Raw genomic sequence first — 20,485 nt, forward strand, 5'->3', positions numbered from 1 at the left:
GGGCACTGACAACGGGGGTGGGGGCGGGGCACGGGTCGTGTCCGGGACGGTTCCGGGGCGGGCCGGGACGGACCCCGGGAGCGGCCGTCCCGGGCCCGTCCCACCTCCCGGACCGGTCGCCCGCGATCACCGCGAGGGGCGCAGAATGGCCGTATGGAGGAGAAGGACGCGGCGACGGACCGGAAGGGCGAGTGGGCACGGCACTGGCCGTACCCGGGGGTGCCCGGCCTTGATCTGCTGCGGGCCCGTTACGTCCGCCACTCCTTCACCCGGCACACCCACGAGGGCTTTGTGCTCGGCGCCGTCCGCCAGGGCGTCGAGGACGTGGCCATGCCGGACGGCACGATCCGCGCCCGGCCCGGCACCGTCGTCATGATCAACCCCGAGGTGCCGCACTCCGCGAAGGCGGGCGTCCCCGAGGGCTGGGCGTACTCCACGCTCTACCCGTCGACCGGGCTGATCACCGCCATCGCCGAGGAGACCACCACCCTGCGGGGCACACCCGGCTTCGCGGAGACCATCGTGGAGGACCCGGACACCGCGCGCCTGGTGCACGAGGTGCACCGGGCCGCCGAGCAGGGCAACGCGCTCGCCGCCGACAGCGTGCTGCGGATCGCGGTCGCCCGGCTGCTGCGCCGCCACGGGCGCTCGCTGCCCCCGCGTGCGCCCCGGGACTCGGGCGCGCGGACGGCGGAGCTGGCCCGGCAGCTGCTGGAGGAGCGGATGGCACGGCCGCCGTCCCTGGAGGAGCTGGCCCGGGAGCTGGGCACCAGCCCGTTCGCCCTGCTGCGCGCCTTCAAGGCCGCGTACGGGCTGCCGCCGCACACCTGGCTCACCGACGCGCGGGTGCGGCGCGCGCGTCATCTGCTCGACGCGGGGACCTCACCGGCGGACGCGGCCGTGGCGGTGGGCTTCAGTGACCAGCCGCACCTGAACCGCCACTTCAGCCGTATCGTCGGGGTGCCCCCGGGGGCCTACCGGCGCGAGCGCGCAAGAACGTACAAGACCGCAGGCGGGGGCCCTTCCTAGGGTTCCCCGCGTGGCAGAACGAACAGCACCTCGCGATATGGCAGCCGACGAACGACCGGGCCGCGACGCACACGACCCCGCCGGACCGGGGCGCCCCGGACCGGGACCCGCCGACCGGCCCGACTCCGCCGTGGTGCGGGACGCGCTCGGCGTCGGCGTGGCCGTCGGGCTCTCGGGCTTCGCCTTCGGCGTCACCTCGGCCGGCGCGGGGCTCACCCTCCTCCAGACCTGCGCGCTCAGCCTGCTGGTGTTCACCGGCGCCTCGCAGTTCGCGCTGGTCGGCGCCCTCGCCGCGGGCGGCAACCCGCTCACCGCCGCGGCCGGCGCCTTCTTCCTCGGGGTGCGCAACGCCTTCTACGGGCTGCGCCTCTCGCAGCTCCTCGCGCTCCCGAAGCCGGTCCGCCCCCTCGCCGCGCACTGGGTCATCGACGAGACCACGGCCGTCGCGCTCGCCCAGCCCTCCCGCCGCAGCGCCCGGCTCGGCTTCACGGTCACCGGACTGACCCTCTACGTGCTCTGGAACCTGACCACCCTGCTCGGCGCGCTGGGCGCCGAGGCGATCGGCGACACCGACGCATGGGGGCTGGACGCGGCCGGGCCCGCGGTCTTCCTGGCGCTGCTGGCGCCGATGCTGCGGTCGGCGACGGAACGGACCGTGGCCGGGCTCGCCGTCCTGCTCGGTCTCGGACTGCTGCCGGTCCTGCCCGCGGGGGTGCCGGTCCTGGTGGCCGCCCTGGCCGCGCCGGCGGTGCTGTGGTTCAAGGGACGCGCGCGAGGCGCCCCGCCGGAGCGGGAGAAGCACCGGAAGCAGAAGCAGAAGCAGAGGCAGGAGAAGAAGAAGGAGGAGGACCGTTGAGCATCTGGATCGCCATCGCCGCGACCGCCGTCGGCTGCTACCTGGTGAAGCTCGTGGGCCTGCTCGTCCCGGCGCACACGCTGGAACGCCCGCTGGTGCAGAAGCTCGCCGCGCTGCTGCCCGTCGCCCTGCTCGCCGCCCTCACCGCGCAGCAGACCTTCGGCACCGGTCAGAGTCTCGTCCTCGACGCCCGCGCCGCCGGGATCGCGGCCGCTGCCGTCGCCCTGGTGCTGCGGGCCCCGTTCCTGGTCGTGGTGGCCGCGGCGGTGGCCGTCACCGCCGGGGTCCGGGCGCTGGGCGGCTGACCGGGTCCCGGGGTGGCGTTCCTGCCCGGTCAGGCCCCGCCGACGAACCGGCCGTGCGCCCGCAGGGTGCGCAGCGCCTCGATCGTCGCCGGCGGCCGGGCCTCCAGCGCCGCCGCCGGGCTCCACTGCCGTCCGGCCGCCGGCCAGCCGCCGTCCGCCTCCTGCTGCGCCGCGAGGTGGTCCAGCGAGCGGGTCAGTTCCTCGTCCGTGAACCAGCGGCGGGCCAGCGAGCCCGGCGCGGGCACGTACTGGTGCGGGTAGTGGTGCCGGTCGGGCGGGACGGGCAGGGTGTCCGCGTCGCGGGGGTCCAGCAGGACCAGGCCCCGTTCGCGCACCATGCGGCCGAGGCGGTCCGCGGCGGCCTCCGCGCGGCCCCGGTCCGGCACGCCGTCCAGGAACGCGACCGCCGCCCGGACCTCGTACGGACCGGGTTCGCGCAGCGCGTCGACGGCCGCCCAGCAGAAGTCGGTCGCGCGGAACAGCCAGGCGTGCCAGACCTGGTTGCGGTGCAGCAGCCCGACCACCGGGCCGGTGGTGCGGAGGTCGCTCGGCGGATCGTCGACGACGGGGAGGTACGGCGCGGCCGGAAATCCCCGTTGGGAGGGGTGGACGGCGGGCAGCGCCCCGTCCGGCGTGGACACACCGGTCAGATAGCGGCACAGGCGCTCCACGCGCAGGCCGCCGCAGCGCCCGACGGAGTCCAGGACCCGCAGGGCGTGCACCGTGTGGAGGGGCTGGCTGACCGGGCCGCGGAGGTCGGGTTCGAGGCCGTGGCCGTAGCCCCCGTCCTCGTTGAGGTACGCGGCGAGCGCCGTCTCGACGGCCTCGGAGCCGCCGCCGAGGAAGTGGTACGCGAACCGCCGCTGTTCGAGGACGCGGGCGGTCAGCCAGATGAAGCGCGCGGCGCGGGCGAGTGAGGACGCGATCGGCGTCTCGGTGGTTGCTCCGGTTCCAGCCATGGTCCGACGGTAGGGCGGAAAGGGCTTTCGGCAAGGCCGGCGGACAGGGCTGCACTCTCAGGAGCGCGATACTGGCGTCATGCGGTTGACGATTTTCTGGGAGCGGATGGCCGAGCACTTCGGCGCGTCCTACGCGGACTCCTTCGCGCGCGATCATGTGATGACCGAGCTGGGCGGTCGCACCGTCCACGAGGCCCTGGACGCGGGGTGGGAGGCGAAGGACGTCTGGCGCGCGGTCTGCGCGGCGGTGGAGGTCCCGGCGGAGAAGCGCTGAGCCCGCGGGGCGGTTGAACGCGGCCGGGCGTGGCCCGGCGGGCGGGGGCGGGCAACGGGCCTGTGCCCGGGGCGGGTCCGGCTGACGGCGGGCGGACACGGGGGTCCGGGGCGGGTCCGCGTACGGGCCGGGTGATTCCCGGCCCGGGCGCACGGAACGCCCGTGCGTACGCGACACTTGGCCGGTGGACCGGACCGACAGCACGCGCCAGGACGACGACGCCGGCAGGACGGCCCCTGCCCCCACCGGTACCGCCGCCGACGCCGGGGTCGGCGATGCCACGGCCGCCGGCTCCGCCGCGTCGGCGCCGCCCGCCGGGCCGTCCCCGGACGCCGTGGGCATCGGCGGCGCGGGCATCGGCGGCGCGGGCATCGGCGGTGCGGGCCGGATGCCGCGCTGGCTGCCCCGGGCGATGCTGCTCGCCCTCGCCCTCTACGCCTGCTTCCAGCTGGGCAGTTGGGCCTTCCATCAGCTCATCGGACTACTGGTCAATGTGCTGATCGCCTTCTTTGTGGCGCTGGCCGTCGAGCCGGCCGTCGGACGCATGGCGGCCCGCGGTATGCGCCGGGGTCTCGCCACCTTCCTCGTCTTCATCGCCGTCCTCGTCACGGGCGTGGGCTTCGTCGTCCTGCTGGGCTCGATGCTGGCCGGTCAGATCATCGACATCGTCGAGGACCTCCCCGACTACCTGGACTCCGTGATCAGTTGGGTGAACACCACCTTCCACACGGAACTCTCCCGGGTGGAGGTCCAGGACAGCCTGCTGCGCTCGGACTGGCTGCGCCGGTATGTGCAGAACAGCGCGTCCGGGGTGCTGGACGTCTCCGCGCAGGTGCTGGGCGGGCTGTTCAAGCTGCTGACGATCTTCCTGTTCTCCTTCTACTTCGCGGCCGACGGTCCGCGGCTGCGCCGGGCCCTGTGCTCGGTGCTGCCCCCGGCCAAGCAGACCGAGGTGCTGCGCGCCTGGGAGATCGCGGTCGACAAGACCGGCGGCTACCTCTACTCGCGCGGTCTGATGGCGCTGATCTCCGGCGGCGCCCACTTCGTCCTCTTCGAGTTCCTCGGGGTCCCCTACGCCCCCGCGCTCGCGGTCTGGGTGGGCCTGGTCTCGCAGTTCATCCCGACCATCGGCACCTATCTCGCCGGTGCGCTGCCGATGCTGATCGCCTTCGCGGAGAACCCCTGGTACGCGCTGTGGGTCCTCGGATTCGTCGTGGTCTACCAGCAGTTCGAGAACTATGTGCTCCAGCCGAAGCTCACCGCCAAGACGGTCGACATCCATCCGGCGGTGGCCTTCGGATCGGTGGTGGCCGGTACGGCGCTGCTCGGCGCGGTCGGCGCGCTGATCGCGATTCCGGCGGTGGCCACGCTGCAGGCGTTCCTCGGCGCGTATGTGAAGCGGTACGACGTGACGGACGATCCCCGGGTGCACGGACACCGCCGGCACGGCGGCCGGCGGGCGGTGGCCCGGGTGCGGCGCGCCCTGGAGGCCCGCCGGGACGGCGCGCACGCGGCCTCGCCCGCCGACGCGGACCGGGGGCGCGGCGATGGCGCCGCCGGGACGGACGGCGGTGCGGCGGACGGGTCCGGGGCGGGCGGCGCGGGCACGGACGGCTCCTCGGCGGCCGACGGTGACGGGGGAGCGGGCGGACCGCGCGGCGACTGAGCGGGCGGGGCCCCGCCCTGGCGTCGGCGGAAACGGTCCGCCGTGCGGGCGGGAGGTCAGCCGGCGGTGTGGTGGGCGAGGAGGTGGTGGGGGTCCGGCCGCCCCGCCTCAGGGGCCGCGTCGGTGTGGATGTGCGCCGCGGACAGCTTCGGCAGGGCGTGCAGCAGCGCGTGCTCGGCCTCGACGGCGACATGGTGGCCCTCGGCGACGCTCATCCGGCCGTCGACGACGATGCCCACTTCTGCGCGCAGCCGGTGCCCGATCCACCGCAGCCGCAGCTCACCCACGCCCCGCACGCCGGGGACCGCGAGCACGGTGGCGTGCGCGGTGTCGACGAGTTCGGGGTCGACGGCGTCCAGCACCCGGCGGAACACCTCCCGGGCCGCGTCCCGCAGGACCAGCAGGATCGCGGCGGTGATCAGCAGGCCCACGACCGGGTCCGCGAGCGGCAGGCCCAGGGCCGCGCCGCCGGCGCTCAGCAGCACGGCCAGGGAGGTGAAGCCGTCGGTGCGGGCGTGCAGCCCGTCGGCCACCAGCGCGGCCGAGCCGATCTCCCGCCCGACGCGCATCCGGTAGCGGGCGACCCACTCGTTGCCGGCGAAGCCGATGACGGCCGCCGCGGCCACCACCCCCACGTGCTGCATCGGCCGGGGATCGAGCAGGCGGTCGACGGCCGTCCACCCGGCGAAGAGCGCGGAGGCGGCGATGGTGGCCACGACCAGGAGCCCCGCCAGGTCCTCCGCCCGCCCGTAGCCGTAGGTGAAGCGGCGGGTGGCAGCGCGCCGGCCGAGGAGGAAGGCGATGCCCAGCGGCACGGCGGTGAGCGCGTCCGCGACGTTGTGCACCGTGTCCCCGAGCAGGGCGACCGACCCGGAGAGGACGACGACCACCGCCTGCACCAGGGCGGTGCACCCGAGCACGACGAGGGACACCCACAGCGCCCGCATCCCCTTGGCCGAGGACTCCATCGCCCGGTCGACCTTCTCCGAGGCGTCGTGTGCGTGGGGCGTGAGCAGATGCCCGAGCCGGTGGCGGACGCGGGACAGACGCCCGCGGTGGCGGTGCCCGTGGCCGTCATGGGGCCCGTGGTCGTGGCCGTGGTCGTGAACGGGGCGGTCGGGGGCCATCGTTCCTCCTCAACGGGAGCGGGCGGGGCGTGGGACGGGCCCTGCCCCGCACCTCATGGACACTTCCCCGCGACGGTGTGCATCATGTGCGTATGAGCGCACGCATGCACCTGTCATCTGCGCACGATGCGCACTCGCGCGACCCCGGCGAGGAGCAGTTCGCGCTCGCCGCCGAACTCCTCGCCCTCCTCGGCGACCGGACCCGGCTCCGTCTGCTGCACGCGCTGGCCCGCTCGGAGGCGGACGTGACGACCCTGACCGAGCTGTGCGGCGCCCGGCGCCCCGCCGTCAGCCAGCATCTCGCGCGGCTGCGCCTGAGCGGTCTGGTCGCCACCCGCAAGGAGGGCCGCCGGGTCGTCTACTTCCTGGCGGACGGTCATCTGCGCCGGGTCGTGACGGAGGCCCTGAGCCTCGCGGACCACCGGCTGACCGACCGCCCGCCGCACGACTGACCCGCGTCCGGGAGGCGCCTCGGGCGGTGCGCGCGCTCGTCCGGCGCGCCCCGCGTGGTGCGCTTGACACGAAAATCGAACATCCATTCTCATGGAATTCCGGCCCCGGGAGGCGCGGCGGACGCCGTGGGTTTTCCACAGGCCGGAGGACGTCGGGGCCCATTGTCAGTGGCAGGGGTTAGCGTCTTTGACGTGAAGCGATCGACTCAAGCAAATCGGGTGGAACCCATGGCAGGAACCGACCGCGAGAAGGCGCTCGACGCCGCCCTCGCACAGATTGAACGGCAGTTCGGCAAGGGCGCCGTGATGCGTCTCGGCGAGCGGCCGAACGAGCCCATCGAGATCATCCCCACCGGGTCGACCGCTCTGGACGTCGCCCTCGGCGTCGGCGGCCTGCCGCGCGGCCGTGTGGTGGAGATCTACGGCCCCGAGTCCTCCGGCAAGACGACCCTGACCCTGCACGCGGTGGCCAACGCCCAGCGCGCCGGCGGCCAGGTGGCCTTCGTGGACGCCGAGCACGCCCTCGACCCCGAGTACGCGAAGAAGCTCGGCGTCGACATCGACAACCTGATCCTGTCCCAGCCGGACAACGGTGAGCAGGCCCTCGAAATCGTGGACATGCTCGTGCGCTCCGGGGCGCTCGACCTCATCGTCATCGACTCCGTGGCGGCCCTGGTGCCGCGTGCGGAGATCGAGGGCGAGATGGGCGACTCCCATGTCGGCCTCCAGGCCCGTCTGATGAGCCAGGCGCTGCGGAAGATCACCAGCGCGCTCAACCAGTCCAAGACCACGGCGATCTTCATCAACCAGCTCCGCGAGAAGATCGGTGTGATGTTCGGCTCGCCGGAGACCACGACCGGTGGCCGCGCCCTCAAGTTCTACGCCTCGGTGCGCATCGACATCCGCCGTATCGAGACCCTGAAGGACGGCACGGAGGCGGTCGGCAACCGCACCCGCTGCAAGGTCGTCAAGAACAAGGTCGCCCCGCCGTTCAAGCAGGCCGAGTTCGACATCCTCTACGGCCAGGGCATCAGCCGCGAGGGCGGCCTGATCGACATGGGCGTGGAGCACGGCTTCGTCCGCAAGGCCGGCGCCTGGTACACGTACGAGGGCGACCAGCTCGGCCAGGGCAAGGAGAACGCGCGCAACTTCCTCAAGGACAACCCGGACCTGGCCAACGAGATCGAGAAGAAGATCAAGGAGAAGCTGGGCGTCGGTGTCCGGCCGGAGGCGCCGACCGCCGAGCCCGGCGCGGACGCGGCCGCCGTCCCGGCCGCCGCCGAGGAAGCCGCCAAGTCCGTGCCCGCCCCGGCGTCCAAGGCGAAGTCCGCCAAGACGGCGGCAGCCAAGAGCTGACCCATGGCCCGGCGAACCGAATGGCCGGGCGACGGTGCCGACTCGTCGAGGGCCGAGAAGGCGCCGCCGCCCCAGGACCCGGCTGAGCGGGCGCGGGCGGTCTGCCTGCGCCTGCTCACCGGGACGCCCCGCACCCGCAAGCAGCTCGCGGACGCCCTGCACAAACGGGAGATCCCCCCGGAGATCGCCGAGGAGGTCCTCTCCCGCTTCGAGGACGTCGGCCTCATCGACGACGCCGCCTTCGCCGGCGCGTGGGTGGAGTCCCGCCACCACGGGCGCGGTCTGGCCCGCCGGGCGCTCGCCCGGGAGCTGCGCACCAAGGGCGTCGACGGCGACCTGATCGACGAGGCGGTGGGCCGACTCGACGCGGACCAGGAAGAGGAGACGGCCCGGGAGCTGGTGGCCCGCAAGCTGCGCGGCACCCGGGGCTTGGACCGCGACCGCCGCATCCGGAGGCTGGCCGGCATGCTCGCCCGCAAGGGATACCCGGAGGGCATGTCCCTGCGGGTGGTCCGCCAGGCCCTGGAAGCGGAGGGGGAGGACGTGGACGGCATGGAGGGTGCGGGATACTGAGGGGGTTGTTGAGGGGGCCTACTGGGGCGCGGGGGCACGATGGACCTCCGGGAGGGCCGGTGCACCGGCCTCCGGTGTCCAGGGGGCGACCGGCAGGCCCGCCGCGCGCCACGCCTGGAAGCCGCCCACCAGGTCCGTCGCACCGTTCAGGCCGAGCTGCCGGAGGGAGACGGCGGCCAGCGAGGAGGCGTAACCCTCGTTGCAGACGACCACGACCCGCAGGTCGTGGCCCGTCGCCTCGGGGAGGCGGTGGCTGCCGTGCGGGTCGAGACGCCACTCCAGCTCATTGCGCTCCACGACCACGGCGCCCGGGATCAGGCCGTCCCGTTCGCGCAGTGCCTGGTAGCGGATGTCCACCAGCAGGGCGCCCGCGTCCGCCGCGTCGCGGGCCTCATACGGGGAGAGGCGGTCGAGTTCCGCGCGGACCCGGTCCAGGAGTTCGTTGATGCCGGTGGGGCCCGTGCCCCCGGTGCCGTTCGTGCCGCCGGTGGTGGTCACTGCCAGTCCTCCGGGCGTTCGACCTGCTCCAGCCGGAGCACCGCACCGGAGCGGCTGAAGCGGCGCATCAGGGGCAGCGGCGGGAAGTAGGCGTGCACGGAGACGGCGTGTCCGGTCGCCGACTCGTTGAGGACCTCGTGCACATGGTGCCTGCCGAAGGCACGCGCCTCGCCGGTCCCCAGGCGCCGGGTCCGGTCGACACCGTCGGCCAGTTCCAGGGTCCGCCAGCCGCTCGACGGGAGTCGCACGGCGAGCGAGTGCTCCGTCAACTCGCCCTCCGCGGTGGCGAACGCGCCCAGCGACTCGTCGTGGTCGTGCCAGCCGGTGCCCGTCCCGGGCGGCCAGCCGATGAGCCATGCCTCACTGCCGCCCGGCCCCTCCAGCCGCACCCAGGTGCGGCCCTCGGGGTCACGGGGGAGGGAGGCGACGAGCTCCTTGTCGGCGGCCGCCCGGCGGACGAAGGCGAGGAGTTCGGCGGCCGTCGGGCCCGGGGCGCCGGAGGCGGCGTCCGGGGAGGGGGAGAGGGCAGGCTGGGGCAGGGAAGCGGAGAGGGACACGGAAACCGTCCTGGAAGTTCGCCGGAGAGCGCGCCGGCACAGCGGGCCGTGGCGCGGGGAAGAGCGAGTCAGCAGGACGGACGACACACGCAGCCCGCATAGCGGACGAGGTCCATATGGACCCTCCGCCACAGGCGCACACAGGTGTCGGTCACGCTCCGGAGTACACCATGCGGGACGGTGACGGTCAATCGCCGTCCGCAGTGCGGGCGGCGCGCCCCGGACGCGTCCCGGATGCCGGACGCGACCGGGAGCCCCGAGAGCCCGTGCCCTTGCCGGAGGCGCGTCCGGAGTCCGGGTCCGGGGGGCTCCTGCGGGCCCGGGGCGGCGTCGGCCCGTCGTCCGTGCCACCGCCCCCGGAACCCGCCCCTCCGGGGCCGCCCGCGCCGCCCGGCCCATCCGACCCGCCCGGGCGGTCGGCGGACGGGGCCCCGCCGCGGACCCGGTCGGCGGCGGCGTGCAGCTCCGCCGGGCGCACCCCCGCGAAGGCCGCCGCCAGGTGCCCGTCCGGTCGCACCAGCAGCACCGAGTGCGCCGAGGCCCCCGGGTAGCTCTCCGCCACCACCAGTTCGGCCGCCAGGGGCAGTCCCCCCACCGCCGCGGCGAGACGGGGCATCACCCCGGCTCCGGCCCAGTGCCGCCGTTCCCAGACCCCGGTCCCGGGGGCGACCAGCACCACCAGCAGCCCCCGGCCGAGGCGTTCGCGCAGCGGTCCGGCCGTGCCGTCGGGGGAGGTCACCGGCACGTCCTCGACCGGCGCGCCCACGGGCGTGGCCGCGGCCGCCTGTGCCGAGACCGGCTCCGGTGTGAGCGCGGAGTGCGGATACGCGGGGGGCGCGCCGAGCGGGCCCTGCCCCAGGTGCCCGTCGGTGAGCATCGCGTCGTGCCCGCGCGCGGCCCCGGGCAGATACGTCCGCAGACCGCCGCCGCTGCGCAGTATCGGCAGGGACTGGTCGGCGGCCCGGAGCCGGGCGGCGATCGCGGTGCGCCGCTCGTCCTGGTAGCTGTCGAGGAGGGTGGCCGAGGCGGCGCCGTGCCAGGCGAGGGCCAGCTTCCAGGCCAGGTTGTCCGCGTCCCGCAGCCCCTCGTCGACGCCCTGGGTGCCGAGGGCGCCCAGCAGATGGGCCGCGTCGCCCGCGAGGAAGGCCCGCTCCACGCGCCACCGGCGGGCGAGGCGGTGGTGCAGGGTGTAGACGCCGGTGTCGAGGAGTTCATAGGGCGGGGTCTCGCCGCACCAGCCGCCCAGGGTGTCCCGCACCCGGGCCACCAGGGACTCGGGCGTGACCAGGTCCCCGCGCGGCGGCAGCAGCCAGTCCAGCCGCCAGACCCCGTCCGCCAGCGGCCGTGCCGTGACCTCGTCGGCCCCCGCCGCGAACGAGGGCCTGCGGTGCAGCAACGCCTCACCCGGCCAGGGGAGTTCGGCGCGCAGCGCGGCGACCGCATGCCGCTCGACCGCCGTCCGCCCCGGGAAGCGGATGCCGAGGAGCTTGCGGACCGTGGAGCGGGCGCCGTCGCACCCGACCACCCAACTGCCCCGCCACCACGTCCCGGACGGGCCCCGGGTGTGCAGGGTGACACCGGTCCGGTCCTGCTCCAGGGAGTCCAGCCGGCTCTCCGTGGCGAGCCTGACCAGCCGTTCCCCGGCGACCGCGTCCCGCAGCCCCTGGGCCAGGGCGTGCTGGGGCACATGGAGCGGGGCCTCGGGGGCGCCGTCCTCGCCCAGGGCGATCCGGCGGATCTCCTGGCGGCGGTGCATCGACCGCCATCCCGTCCAGCGCAGTCCTTCGTCGTGCAGGGTGTCGCAGCCGAGCCGGGCGGCGAGGGCGGCCGTGTCCGGGCGGAGGACGACGCTCCGCGCCGGGCGCGCCTCCTCCTTGCCGCCGCCCTCGTCCAGGACCACGCTAGGGACGCCGTGCCCCGCGAGCGCCAGGGAGAGGGCCAGCCCGACCGGGCCCGCCCCGACCACGATCACCGGGTCCACGGGGTGCCTCCCTGCATCCGGATACGGACCGCGACAAGGGCCGGGAGCGCCGTGACAAGGGCCGGGAGCGCCGTGACAAGGGCCGAAAGGCGGGGCGGGAGGGACGACAGTGGTTTCAGGGGCGGGCTGGGAGGTGCGGAAAGGGCCCGGTGCGCGATCACAGAACGTATGCAACTCACTGAGAGTGCCCGCGTCAAGCGACACCGGTACGCGCCGGGGCCGGGGCAGGGACCGGGGCGGGACACGCCGAGGGGCGGTGGCCACTCGGGCCACCGCCCCTCGGCGGCAGTGCGTCGGACGATCCGTCAGACGGCGCGTCCGTCGTCCGTCCTCACGCCGGGCTCGGCGACCGGCTCCTCGGCGCCCGCGGTGTCCGCCGCGAGCACCGCGCCGGTGCTGCGCTTGGCGCGCCGCAGCTTGCGCTCCAGCCAGGAGGCGAAGCTGGTGAGCAGCATGTTGAGCACGATGAAGATGATCGCGACGACGATGAAGCTCGGGATCACGTTGGCGTAGTTGGCCGCCAGCGTGCCGCGGGCGTTCAGCAGCTCGGGGAAGGTGAGCATCGCGCCGCCGAGGGTGGTGTCCTTGACGATCACCACGAGCTGGCTGACCAGGGCCGGCAGCATCGCGGTCACGGCCTGCGGCAGCAGGATCGTGGTCATCGTCTGGCCCTTGCGCAGACCGATCGCCTTGGCCGCCTCCGTCTGCCCCTTGGGCAGCGAGAGGATGCCGGCGCGCACGATCTCGGCGATGACCGAGGCGTTGTAGAGCACCAGGCCGGTGACCACCGCGTACAGCGGGCGGACATCCGTGCTGACCCCGGTGTAGGCCGAGTAGAACTCGTTGGCGAACAGCATCAGCAGCAGGACCGGGATGGCGCGGAAGAACTCCACGATCACACCGGCCGGGCCACGGACCCAGCGGTGGTCGGACATCCGGGCGATGCCGAAGATCGCACCCAGGGGCAGGGCGATGATCAGCGACAGCGCCGCCGCCTTGAGGGTGTTGCCGAGGCCGGGCAGCAGATAGGTCGTCCACGCCTGGGCCTGGATGAACGGCTCCCACAGGGAACCTTCGAGCTGGCCCTTGTCCTTCATGGTGGCGAAGATCCACCAGACAGCCAGCGCCAGCAGAACAATGAAGGCGGCCGTGTAGACGATGTTGCGCCGCTTGGCCCGGGGGCCGGGGGCGTCGTAGAGAACGGAGGTCATCGCTTCACCGCCATGCGCTTGCCGACCCAGCCGAGCAGGAGCCCGGTGGGCAGGGTCAGGATCACGAACCCGAGGGCGAAGACCGCCGAGATCAGCAGGAGCTGAGCCTCGTTCTCGATCATCTCCTTCATCAGGAGCGCCGCCTCGGCCACACCGATGGCCGACGCGACCGTGGTGTTCTTGGTCAGTGCGATCAGCACGTTGGTCAGCGGGCCGATCACGGAGCGGAAGGCCTGCGGGAGGACGATGTGCCTCAGGACCTGGGTGAAGCTCAGCCCGATCGCGCGCGCCGCCTCCGCCTGGCCCACCGGCACCGTGTTGATGCCCGAGCGCACCGCCTCGCAGACGAAGACCGCGGTGTAGGCGGCGAGGCCGAGGATGGCCAGCCGGAACACCATGGTCTCCTGGTCTCCCGCAGCCCCCAGGGTCACCCGGAAGATGTCCGCGAGCCCGAGGGAGCAGAAGACGATGATGACGGTCAACGGAATGTTCCGGACCACATTGACGTAGACGGTGGCGAACCCGCGCATCAGCGGGACGGGGCTGACGCGCATCGCGGCCAGCACGGTCCCCAGGACGAGGGCGCCGATCCCGGAGAAGACGGTGAGCTGCACCGTCACCCAGAACGCCCCGAGCAGGTCGTAGCCTTCAAGAAAGTCGAACACGATCTCCCGTGCTTCCGCGTGTGGGGAAGGCCGGGCGCGCCGCCGTCACCGGCGGCGCGCCTGTCGGCCGTACTTCACTGGACGATGTTGCCGATCTTCGGGGCGGGCTCGTTCTGGTAGTTGGCCGGGCCGAAGTTGGCCTGGACAGCCTTGTCCCAGGCGCCGTCCTTGACCATCTTCTCCAGGGCCGTGTTGATCTTGGCCCCCAGCTCCGACCCCTTCTTGACGCCGATGCCGTAGTTCTCGTTGCTCAGCTTGAGGCCGGCGAGCTTGAACTTGCCCTTGTACTGGTCCTGCGCCGCGTAGCCGGCGAGGATCGAGTCGTCCGTGGTCAGGGCGTCGACCGCGCCGCTCTGCAGGGCCGCGAGGCACTCGGAGTAGCCACCGACCTGCTTGAGCTGGGCCTTCGGGGCGAAGTCCTTCTTGACGTTCTGCGCGGAGGTGGAACCGGTCACCGAGCAGAGGGTCTTGCCGTTGAGGTCCTCGCCCGCCTTGACGTTGTCGTCGGCGCGGATCAGCAGGTCCTGGTGCGCGAGCAGGTACGGGCCGGCGAAGTCGACCTTCTGCTTGCGCTCGTCGGTGATCGAGTAGGTGGCGGCGATGAAGTCGACGTCACCGCGGGAGAGCGCGGTCTCGCGGTCGGCGCTCTTCGTCTCCTTGAAGGTGATGTCCTTCTCGTCGTAACCGAGCTCCTTGGCGACGTACTTGGCGACGTCCACGTCGAAGCCGGTGTACGAGCCGTCCGGGGTCTTCAGGCCGAGACCCGGCTGGTCGATCTTGATGCCGATGGTGATCTTGTCGCTGCCGCCGGAGCCGTTGTCCTTGTCGCCGGAACCGCAGGCGGTGGCCGTGAGCGTGATCGCGAGGACGGCGGCCGAAGCGGCGGTGACCTTACGAAGCTTCATGATGATGACTTCCCTAGAGTTGACGCGAAGTGTTGGATCGAGGTCGATCCAGGACTCAGTGGTGAAGGATCTTCGACAGGAAGTCCTTGGCCCGGTCGCTGCGGGGGTTGCTGAAGAACTCCTCGGGCGCGGCCTCTTCGACGATCTTGCCGTCGGCCATGAACACGACCCGGTTCGCGGCCGAACGGGCGAAGCCCATCTCGTGCGTGACGACCACCATGGTCATCCCGTCACGGGCCAGCTGCTGCATGACCTCCAGGACCTCGTTGATCATCTCGGGGTCCAGGGCCGAGGTCGGTTCGTCGAAGAGCATGACCTTGGGGTCCATGGCGAGGGCGCGGGCGATCGCCACACGCTGCTGCTGTCCGCCGGAGAGCTGCGCGGGGTACTTGTCCGCCTGCGCGCCGACGCCGACCCGGTCCAGCAGGGCCCGGGCCTTCTCCTCGGCCGCCTTCTTGTCCGCCTTGCGGACCTTGACCTGGCCGAGCGTGACGTTCTCCAGCACGGTCTTGTGCGCGAACAGGTTGAACGACTGGAAGACCATGCCGACGTCCGCGCGCAGCCGGGCCAGCTCCTTGCCCTCCTCGGGCAGCGGCTTGCCGTCGATGGTGATCGCGCCGGAGTCGGTCGTCTCCAGGCGGTTGATGGTGCGGCACAGTGTGGACTTGCCCGATCCGGAGGGACCGATCACGACGACGACCTCGCCACGGGCGATGGTCAGGTCGATGTCCTGGAGCACATGCAGCGCGCCGAAGTGCTTGTTCACTTTGCTCAGTACGACCAGGTCGTCCGCCGGGGGCTGCGCGCCCTCGGGGTCCTTGGTCACTGACACTTCGCTCATCGGCCTCTAGCTCCGTCCTCCTCGGTTGGGAGGACCCTAATCACGCTGCGCGAACAGCGTCATCACATCTGAGCGGAAATTGAGCATAACGATATGGCGGCAACCGGACACTATGCGTGAACAGGGCGTTGATCGGCGTACCGGGTGGGTAACGGAAACCTCCGTGCAACGAGTCGGCTCTTGACTGGGGGCCGTGCCATCGGCGTTCATGCCCTGTTGGGAAAGCCGCAACAATGGCGCGACACGCATGACCGGCGACGCGACCGAGCGGCCGGGCGCGACCCGTTCGACCAGGTGAGAAGGGAGAAGGGGGACCATGAGGCTGCTGCTCGTCGAGGACGACGACCACGTCGCCGCGGCACTGTCCGCGGTCCTCGCCAGGCACGGTTTCCAGGTCGTCCACGCCCGCAACGGGGAGGAGGCGCTGCGGGCCGTCCTGCCCGACGCCCATCCCGACAAGCCCGCCTTCGGGGTGGTCCTGCTCGACCTCGGTCTGCCCGACCAGGACGGCTACCAGGTCTGCGGCAAGCTCCGGAAGCTCACCTCCACCCCCGTGATCATGGTGACGGCGCGCTCCGACGTCCGCTCCCGCATCCACGGCCTCAACCTCGGGGCCGACGACTATGTGGTGAAGCCCTACGACACCGGCGAACTGCTCGCCCGCATCCACGCGGTCAGCCGGCGCACCGGCGCGGTCGAGGAGACGGCGGCCGACGGCCCCGGCGACACCCTGCGCCTCGGCTCCGTCGTGATCGAACTGCCCACCCGCCGGGTCAGTGTGGACGGCGAGGCCGTCCCGCTCACCCGCAAGGAGTTCGACCTGCTGGCCCTGCTCGCCCAGCGCCCCGGCGTCGTCTTCCGGCGCGAGCAGATCATCAGCGAGGTGTGGCGCACCAGCTGGGAGGGGACGGGTCGGACGCTGGAGGTGCACGTCGCCTCGCTCCGCTCCAAGCTGCGCATGCCCGCCCTGATCGAGACCGTCCGCGGCGTCGGCTACCGGCTCGTCGTCCCCGGCCCGGCGTAGGGGCCGACGTCCCCGGTGCGTACCCGACTGCTCCCCCTGCTCATCGTCCTCATGGCCGGTGTGCTCCTCGCGCTCGGCTTCCCGCTGGCCGTGAGCCTGGCCGCGGCGCAGCAGCAGCGGGTGGTCGTGGACCGCATCGACGACACCGTACGGTTCGCCGCCCTCGCCCAGTTCGTCACCGAGGGCCCCGACGGGACGGAGCAGCGCCGCGCGACCCTCCAGGAGCAGCTGGACCGCTACTACGACACGTACGGTATCCGGGCGGGCGTCTTCTACCGCGAACGCGACTCCATGGCCAGCGCCCCGCACGACCTGGTCCTGCCGGCCGAGGGCGTGGGGCGCGAGGCCTTCGACGAGGCGCTCACCGGCCGCCGCAGCGAGGACCCGCCCCAGGTGTGGCCCTGGCAGCGGGGCGCGCGCCTGGTCGTCGCCTCGCCGGTGGTCCGGGACGGGGACGTGGTCGCGGTGGTCTTCACCGACTCGCCGACCGGGCAGCTGCGCTCCGAGGTGCTGCGGGGCTGGCTGCTGCTGGCCGCGGGGGAGTGCGCGGCCATGCTGCTGGCGGTGGGGGCCGCCTTCCGGCTCACGGGCTGGGTGCTCAGGCCGGTCCGCGTCCTGGACGCCGCCACCCACGACATCGCGACCGGCCGGATGAACTCACGGGTCGCCGCCGCCGGCGGGCCCCCGGAGCTGCGCCGGCTCGCCCGCTCCTTCAACGAGATGGCCGACAACGTCGAGGAAGTCCTGGAGCAGCAGCGGGCCTTCGTCGCCGACGCCTCCCACCAACTGCGCAACCCGCTCGCCGCGCTGCTGCTCCGCATCGAGCTGCTCGCCCTGGAACTGCCCGAGGGGAACGCGGAGATCGCCTCGGTGCGCACCGAGGGCAAACGGCTCGCGCAGGTCCTCGACGACCTGCTGGACCTGGCGCTCGCCGAGCACGCGGCGGCCGACCTCCAGCTCACCGACATCGGCGCACTCGCCGCCGAGCGGGTCGCGGCCTGGCGCCCGCTCGCCGAGGAGAAGGGTGTCGAGCTGACCGGGGACACCGGTGCGGTGACCGCCTGGGCGGACCCGATCGCCCTCTCCAGCGCCCTGGACGCGGTGATCGACAACGCGCTGAAGTTCACCCCCGGCGGCGAGAGCGTCACGGTCTCGGTCGCGTCGAACGGGGACACCTCGACGGCGGTCGTCACGGACGGCGGGCCGGGGCTCACGGACGAGGAGCTGGCCCGGATCGGGGACCGCTTCTGGCGCAGCGGGCGCCACCAGAACGTCAAGGGATCGGGTCTGGGCCTGTCGATCTCCCGCGCGCTGCTGACCGCGGGCGGCGGGTCGATCGCGTACGCGCACCACGAGCCGCACGGGCTGCGGGTGACGGTCTCGCTGCCGCGTACGGCACCGGCCTCCTGAGGGGGCCGGAAGCCCTGGCGTGGCGGGCGGCTAGGGCTTCGCGGTCCGGTAGTAGCGCCGGGCGCCCTCGTGCAGCGGCAGCGGCTCGGTGTAGACGGCGGTCCGCACGTCCACGAGCTGCGCCGGGTGGACCGTCTGCCCGATCCGGTCGCGGCTGTCGATCACCGCGCGGGTGAAGCCCTCGGTCAGCGCCGGACCAATGCGGTCGGTGGTCACCAGCAGGTTGGCCACCGCCACCGTCGGGACCGGCACCCCGTCCTGGGCGTGCGGATAGGCGTCCGCCGGCATGACCGCCGAGCGGTAGTAGCTGGTCGAGCCGCCCGTCGCGTGCAGCTTGTCGATCAGCTCCGGCTCCAGCGGGACCAGGCGGATGTCGAAGCGCTGCGACAGCTCCTGGATGGAGACGGTCGGCAGCCCGCCGGACCAGAAGAAGGCGTCCAGACCGCCGCTCTCCAGCCGCCCGGGCATCGCGTCGATGCCCGCCGGTACGGGCGTGATGTCGTGCTTCGGATCCAGCCCGGCGGCCGTCATCAGCCGGTCGGCGACCAGCCGGATGCCCGAGCCGGGCTGTCCGACGCCCACCGCCTTGCCCTTGAGGTCGGCCACCGACTCCACGTCCGAGTTCCGGGGCACGATCAGATGTACGTAGTCGTCGTACAGCCGGGCGCAGCCGCGCAGCCGGTCCGCGTCGGGCAGGCCCTTCTTCCGGTACGTGCCCACGGCGTCGGCGGTCGCGATGGTGAAGTCCGCCTTGCCGGCCGCCAGCCGGGCCAGGTTCTGCTGGGAGCCCTCGCTCGTCATCAGCTCTATGTCGACATCCGGCATGTCCTCCGCGAGCGCCTGTTCCAGCAGCACGCCGTAGCGCTGGTAGACGCCGCTGGGGGAGCCGGTGCTGAAGGCCAGGGACCCGCTAGGCGAGGTGCGGCCCAGGGGCAGCAGCCACCACAGCAGCAGCCCGAACACCACGAAGCCGGCCACGGCGCCGATGAGGGCGCGGCGGCGGTCGAGGCGGAGTCCGGTGGGCAGCACGGTCGCGATCCTGCCAGCTCACCGGCCCGCTGGCCAGGCCCGCCCGGCGTCGCCCGCCGCCCGCTGGTCCAGGCCCGTCCGCAGACGCCCGCCGGGCGCCCCGGGGTTGCCGGAAGCCAGGGGCGCCGGGCCGCGGCGACCCCGTACCCTGGGGGGCGCGATGAGTGCGAAAACTTACGAGGTGCGCACCTACGGGTGCCAGATGAACGTCCACGACTCCGAGCGGCTGTCCGGCCTGCTGGAGGACGCCGGTTACGTGCGCGCGCCCGAAGGCGCCGACGGGGACGCCGACGTCGTCGTCTTCAACACCTGCGCGGTACGGGAGAACGCCGACAACAAGCTGTACGGCAATCTCGGCCGCCTCGCGCCGAGGAAGGCCGAGCGCCCCGGGATGCAGATCGCCGTCGGCGGCTGCCTGGCGCAGAAGGACCGGGACACGATCGTCAGCCGGGCCCCCTGGGTCGACGTGGTCTTCGGCACGCACAACATCGGCAAGCTGCCCGTCCTGCTGGAGCGCGCCCGCGTGCAGGAGGAGGCGCAGGTCGAGATCGCCGAGTCGCTGGAGGCGTTCCCCTCCACCCTCCCGACCCGGCGCGAGTCCGCGTACGCGGCCTGGGTCTCGATCTCGGTCGGCTGCAACAACACCTGCACCTTCTGTATCGTCCCCGCGCTGCGCGGCAAGGAGAAGGACCGCCGGCCCGGCGACATCCTCGCGGAGATCGAGGCGCTGGTCGCCGAGGGCGTCTCGGAGATCACCCTCCTCGGCCAGAACGTCAACGCCTACGGCTCCGACATCGGCGACCGCGAGGCGTTCAGCAAGCTGCTGCGGGCCTGCGGGACCATCGAGGGCCTGGAGCGGGTCCGCTTCACCTCGCCGCACCCGCGCGACTTCACCGACGACGTCATCGCCGCGATGGCCGAGACGCCGAATGTGATGCCGCAGCTCCATATGCCGCTCCAGTCCGGCTCCGACACGGTGCTGCGGGCGATGCGGCGCTCCTACCGGCAGGAGCGTTTCCTCGGGATCATCGAGAAGGTGCGCGCCGCGATCCCGCACGCGGCCATCTCCACCGACATCATCGTGGGCTTCCCCGGCGAGACCGAGGAGGACTTCGAGCAGACCATGCACACGGTCCGCGAGGCGCGGTTCGCGAACGCGTTCACCTTCCAGTACTCCAAGCGGCCCGGCACCCCGGCCGCCACGATGGACGGGCAGATCCCCAAGGAGGTCGTCCAGGAGCGGTACATGCGCCTGGTCGCCCTCCAGGAGGAGATCTCCTGGGAGGAGAACAAGAAGCAGGTCGGCCGCACGCTGGAGGTCATGGTCGCGGAGGGCGAGGGCCGCAAGGACGGCGAGACCCACCGCCTCTCCGGGCGCGCGCCCGACAACCGGCTGGTCCACTTCACCAAGCCCGACGGGCCCGACGGGGAGGTGCGGCCGGGTGACGTGGTGACCGTCGAGATCACCTACGCGGCTCCGCACCACCTGCTCGCGGAGGGCGCGGTGCTCGCGGTCCGCCGCACCCGCGCCGGTGACGCGTGGGCGAAGCGGAACGCGGCGGAGGCGGCGAAGCCGGCGGGCGTGATGCTCGGCCTGCCGACCGTCGGCGCCCCGGCCCCGCTCCCGGCCCCCTCGGCACCGGCCTGCGGCGGGCACTGACCTTCTCGCACGACACCTGTGGGCCCCGGGCGGGGGGGGCGGCGGCGCCCCCCCGGGGTGGGGGGGGGGGGGGCGGGGGCGCGCGGGGGGGGGGGGCCGCCCCGGCG

Annotated in this window: 22 protein-coding genes; 11 read left to right on the forward strand and 11 right to left on the reverse strand. The window is 73.1% G+C overall.

Annotated features, from left to right (window positions below; translation table 11 throughout):
- The first annotated feature begins 153 nt into the window (after positions 1–153).
- Genes ABZ457_RS26235 through ABZ457_RS26245 form a run of 3 tightly spaced genes read left to right on the forward strand, consistent with a single transcriptional unit; the run spans position 154 to position 2,190 of the window.
- Complete coding sequence (locus tag ABZ457_RS26235; RefSeq protein WP_359161908.1) at positions 154–1,029, forward strand: AraC family transcriptional regulator; 876 nt, start codon at positions 154–156, stop codon at positions 1,027–1,029.
- A gap of 37 nt (positions 1,030–1,066) precedes the next feature.
- A complete protein-coding gene (locus ABZ457_RS26240; protein WP_359161911.1) occupies positions 1,067–1,885 on the forward strand; it encodes an AzlC family ABC transporter permease in 819 nt (272 codons plus the stop codon).
- Positions 1,882–2,190, forward strand: a complete 309-nt coding sequence (locus tag ABZ457_RS26245) for an AzlD domain-containing protein (protein WP_359161914.1) — start codon at positions 1,882–1,884, stop codon at positions 2,188–2,190. The genes ABZ457_RS26240 and ABZ457_RS26245 overlap by 4 nt, the downstream gene beginning before the upstream one ends.
- A 29-nt stretch (positions 2,191–2,219) precedes the next feature.
- On the opposite strand, the gene ABZ457_RS26250 is transcribed toward ABZ457_RS26245, so the two are convergent.
- On the reverse strand, positions 2,220–3,149 hold the full coding sequence (locus tag ABZ457_RS26250) for a hypothetical protein (RefSeq protein ID WP_359161917.1): 930 nt from the start codon (positions 3,147–3,149) through the stop codon (positions 2,220–2,222).
- A 79-nt stretch (positions 3,150–3,228) separates the two neighbouring features.
- Here ABZ457_RS26250 and ABZ457_RS26255 point away from each other — a divergent pair, with 79 nt between their 5' ends.
- A complete protein-coding gene (locus ABZ457_RS26255) occupies positions 3,229–3,423 on the forward strand; it encodes a DUF3046 domain-containing protein (protein ID WP_359161920.1) in 195 nt (64 codons plus the stop codon).
- A 388-nt stretch (positions 3,424–3,811) separates the two neighbouring features.
- A complete protein-coding gene (locus ABZ457_RS26260) occupies positions 3,812–5,089 on the forward strand; it encodes an AI-2E family transporter (RefSeq protein WP_359161965.1) in 1,278 nt (425 codons plus the stop codon).
- Between the two features lie 56 nt (positions 5,090–5,145).
- Here the strand turns inward: ABZ457_RS26260 and ABZ457_RS26265 are convergent, their stop codons facing one another.
- Positions 5,146–6,216 (reverse strand): cation diffusion facilitator family transporter, encoded by a 1,071-nt coding sequence (locus ABZ457_RS26265; protein ID WP_359161923.1) that lies wholly within the window; start codon positions 6,214–6,216, stop codon positions 5,146–5,148.
- 92 nt (positions 6,217–6,308) lie between these two features.
- On the opposite strand from ABZ457_RS26265, the gene ABZ457_RS26270 reads away from it, so the two are divergent.
- From ABZ457_RS26270 to recX, 3 genes are all read left to right on the forward strand, one after another.
- Complete coding sequence (locus ABZ457_RS26270) at positions 6,309–6,668, forward strand: metalloregulator ArsR/SmtB family transcription factor (protein WP_359161926.1); 360 nt, start codon at positions 6,309–6,311, stop codon at positions 6,666–6,668.
- 228 nt (positions 6,669–6,896) lie between these two features.
- A complete protein-coding gene (recA, locus tag ABZ457_RS26275; RefSeq protein ID WP_359161929.1) occupies positions 6,897–8,024 on the forward strand; it encodes a recombinase RecA in 1,128 nt (375 codons plus the stop codon).
- A gap of 3 nt (positions 8,025–8,027) precedes the next feature.
- Positions 8,028–8,597, forward strand: coding sequence for a recombination regulator RecX (recX, locus tag ABZ457_RS26280; RefSeq protein ID WP_359161932.1), 570 nt, complete (start codon positions 8,028–8,030; stop codon positions 8,595–8,597).
- Positions 8,598–8,615: 18 nt separating this feature from the next.
- Here the strand turns inward: recX and ABZ457_RS26285 are convergent, their stop codons facing one another.
- The 8 genes from ABZ457_RS26285 to ABZ457_RS26320 all read right to left on the reverse strand — a co-directional run bounded on the left by ABZ457_RS26285 (position 8,616) and on the right by ABZ457_RS26320 (position 15,255).
- A complete protein-coding gene (locus tag ABZ457_RS26285; protein WP_359161935.1) occupies positions 8,616–9,095 on the reverse strand; it encodes a rhodanese-like domain-containing protein in 480 nt (159 codons plus the stop codon).
- A complete protein-coding gene (locus ABZ457_RS26290; RefSeq protein WP_359161968.1) occupies positions 9,092–9,634 on the reverse strand; it encodes a cysteine dioxygenase in 543 nt (180 codons plus the stop codon). The genes ABZ457_RS26285 and ABZ457_RS26290 overlap by 4 nt, the downstream gene beginning before the upstream one ends.
- Before the next feature lie 86 nt (positions 9,635–9,720).
- Positions 9,721–9,807, reverse strand: a complete 87-nt coding sequence (locus ABZ457_RS26295) for a putative leader peptide (protein WP_313960178.1) — start codon at positions 9,805–9,807, stop codon at positions 9,721–9,723.
- 32 nt (positions 9,808–9,839) lie between these two features.
- Positions 9,840–11,633 carry an FAD-dependent monooxygenase gene (locus ABZ457_RS26300; RefSeq protein WP_359161938.1) on the reverse strand — a complete coding sequence of 598 codons (1,794 nt, stop codon included), beginning with the start codon at positions 11,631–11,633 and terminating at the stop codon, positions 9,840–9,842.
- 305 nt (positions 11,634–11,938) lie between these two features.
- On the reverse strand, positions 11,939–12,844 hold the full coding sequence (locus tag ABZ457_RS26305; RefSeq protein ID WP_359161941.1) for an amino acid ABC transporter permease: 906 nt from the start codon (positions 12,842–12,844) through the stop codon (positions 11,939–11,941).
- Positions 12,841–13,509, reverse strand: a complete 669-nt coding sequence (locus ABZ457_RS26310; RefSeq protein ID WP_359161944.1) for an amino acid ABC transporter permease — start codon at positions 13,507–13,509, stop codon at positions 12,841–12,843. Before ABZ457_RS26310 ends, ABZ457_RS26305 begins: the two co-directional genes overlap by 4 nt.
- A 74-nt stretch (positions 13,510–13,583) precedes the next feature.
- The gene (locus ABZ457_RS26315) at positions 13,584–14,414 is read right to left on the reverse strand and encodes a glutamate ABC transporter substrate-binding protein (protein WP_359161947.1); all 831 of its coding nucleotides are present in this window, start codon (positions 14,412–14,414) and stop codon (positions 13,584–13,586) included.
- A gap of 55 nt (positions 14,415–14,469) precedes the next feature.
- The gene (locus ABZ457_RS26320; protein WP_359161950.1) at positions 14,470–15,255 is read right to left on the reverse strand and encodes an amino acid ABC transporter ATP-binding protein; all 786 of its coding nucleotides are present in this window, start codon (positions 15,253–15,255) and stop codon (positions 14,470–14,472) included.
- Positions 15,256–15,571: 316 nt separating this feature from the next.
- Here ABZ457_RS26320 and ABZ457_RS26325 point away from each other — a divergent pair, with 316 nt between their 5' ends.
- Positions 15,572–16,279, forward strand: coding sequence for a response regulator transcription factor (locus tag ABZ457_RS26325; protein WP_359161953.1), 708 nt, complete (start codon positions 15,572–15,574; stop codon positions 16,277–16,279).
- Positions 16,280–16,294: 15 nt separating this feature from the next.
- The gene (locus ABZ457_RS26330) at positions 16,295–17,689 is read left to right on the forward strand and encodes a HAMP domain-containing sensor histidine kinase (protein ID WP_359161956.1); all 1,395 of its coding nucleotides are present in this window, start codon (positions 16,295–16,297) and stop codon (positions 17,687–17,689) included.
- 30 nt (positions 17,690–17,719) lie between these two features.
- Here ABZ457_RS26330 and ABZ457_RS26335 read toward each other — a convergent pair whose 3' ends face one another.
- A complete protein-coding gene (locus tag ABZ457_RS26335; RefSeq protein WP_359161959.1) occupies positions 17,720–18,718 on the reverse strand; it encodes a TAXI family TRAP transporter solute-binding subunit in 999 nt (332 codons plus the stop codon).
- A 160-nt stretch (positions 18,719–18,878) separates the two neighbouring features.
- On the opposite strand from ABZ457_RS26335, the gene miaB reads away from it, so the two are divergent.
- A complete protein-coding gene (miaB, locus tag ABZ457_RS26340) occupies positions 18,879–20,378 on the forward strand; it encodes a tRNA (N6-isopentenyl adenosine(37)-C2)-methylthiotransferase MiaB (protein ID WP_359161962.1) in 1,500 nt (499 codons plus the stop codon).
- The last annotated feature ends 107 nt before the right edge of the window (positions 20,379–20,485 follow it).

The sequence above is a fragment of the Streptomyces sp. NPDC005805 genome (assembly GCF_040630445.1).
GTDB lineage: Bacteria > Actinomycetota > Actinomycetes > Streptomycetales > Streptomycetaceae > Streptomyces.

Excerpts from the sequence above, each read along its gene's own strand:
- ABZ457_RS26235 (WP_359161908.1), top strand. The coding sequence starts at position 154 with ATGGAGGAGAAGGACGCGGCGACGGACCGGAAGGGCGAGTGGGCACGG.
- ABZ457_RS26240 (WP_359161911.1), top strand. The coding sequence starts at position 1,067 with ATGGCAGCCGACGAACGACCGGGCCGCGACGCACACGACCCCGCCGGA.
- ABZ457_RS26250 (WP_359161917.1), bottom strand. The coding sequence starts at position 3,149 with ATGGCTGGAACCGGAGCAACCACCGAGACGCCGATCGCGTCCTCACTC.
- ABZ457_RS26255 (WP_359161920.1), top strand. The coding sequence starts at position 3,229 with ATGCGGTTGACGATTTTCTGGGAGCGGATGGCCGAGCACTTCGGCGCG.
- ABZ457_RS26260 (WP_359161965.1), top strand. The coding sequence starts at position 3,812 with ATGCCGCGCTGGCTGCCCCGGGCGATGCTGCTCGCCCTCGCCCTCTAC.
- ABZ457_RS26265 (WP_359161923.1), bottom strand. The coding sequence starts at position 6,216 with ATGGCCCCCGACCGCCCCGTTCACGACCACGGCCACGACCACGGGCCC.
- ABZ457_RS26270 (WP_359161926.1), top strand. The coding sequence starts at position 6,309 with ATGAGCGCACGCATGCACCTGTCATCTGCGCACGATGCGCACTCGCGC.
- recA (WP_359161929.1), top strand. The coding sequence starts at position 6,897 with ATGGCAGGAACCGACCGCGAGAAGGCGCTCGACGCCGCCCTCGCACAG.
- recX (WP_359161932.1), top strand. The coding sequence starts at position 8,028 with ATGGCCCGGCGAACCGAATGGCCGGGCGACGGTGCCGACTCGTCGAGG.
- ABZ457_RS26305 (WP_359161941.1), bottom strand. The coding sequence starts at position 12,844 with ATGACCTCCGTTCTCTACGACGCCCCCGGCCCCCGGGCCAAGCGGCGC.
- ABZ457_RS26315 (WP_359161947.1), bottom strand. The coding sequence starts at position 14,414 with ATGAAGCTTCGTAAGGTCACCGCCGCTTCGGCCGCCGTCCTCGCGATC.
- ABZ457_RS26320 (WP_359161950.1), bottom strand. The coding sequence starts at position 15,255 with ATGAGCGAAGTGTCAGTGACCAAGGACCCCGAGGGCGCGCAGCCCCCG.
- ABZ457_RS26325 (WP_359161953.1), top strand. The coding sequence starts at position 15,572 with ATGAGGCTGCTGCTCGTCGAGGACGACGACCACGTCGCCGCGGCACTG.
- miaB (WP_359161962.1), top strand. The coding sequence starts at position 18,879 with ATGAGTGCGAAAACTTACGAGGTGCGCACCTACGGGTGCCAGATGAAC.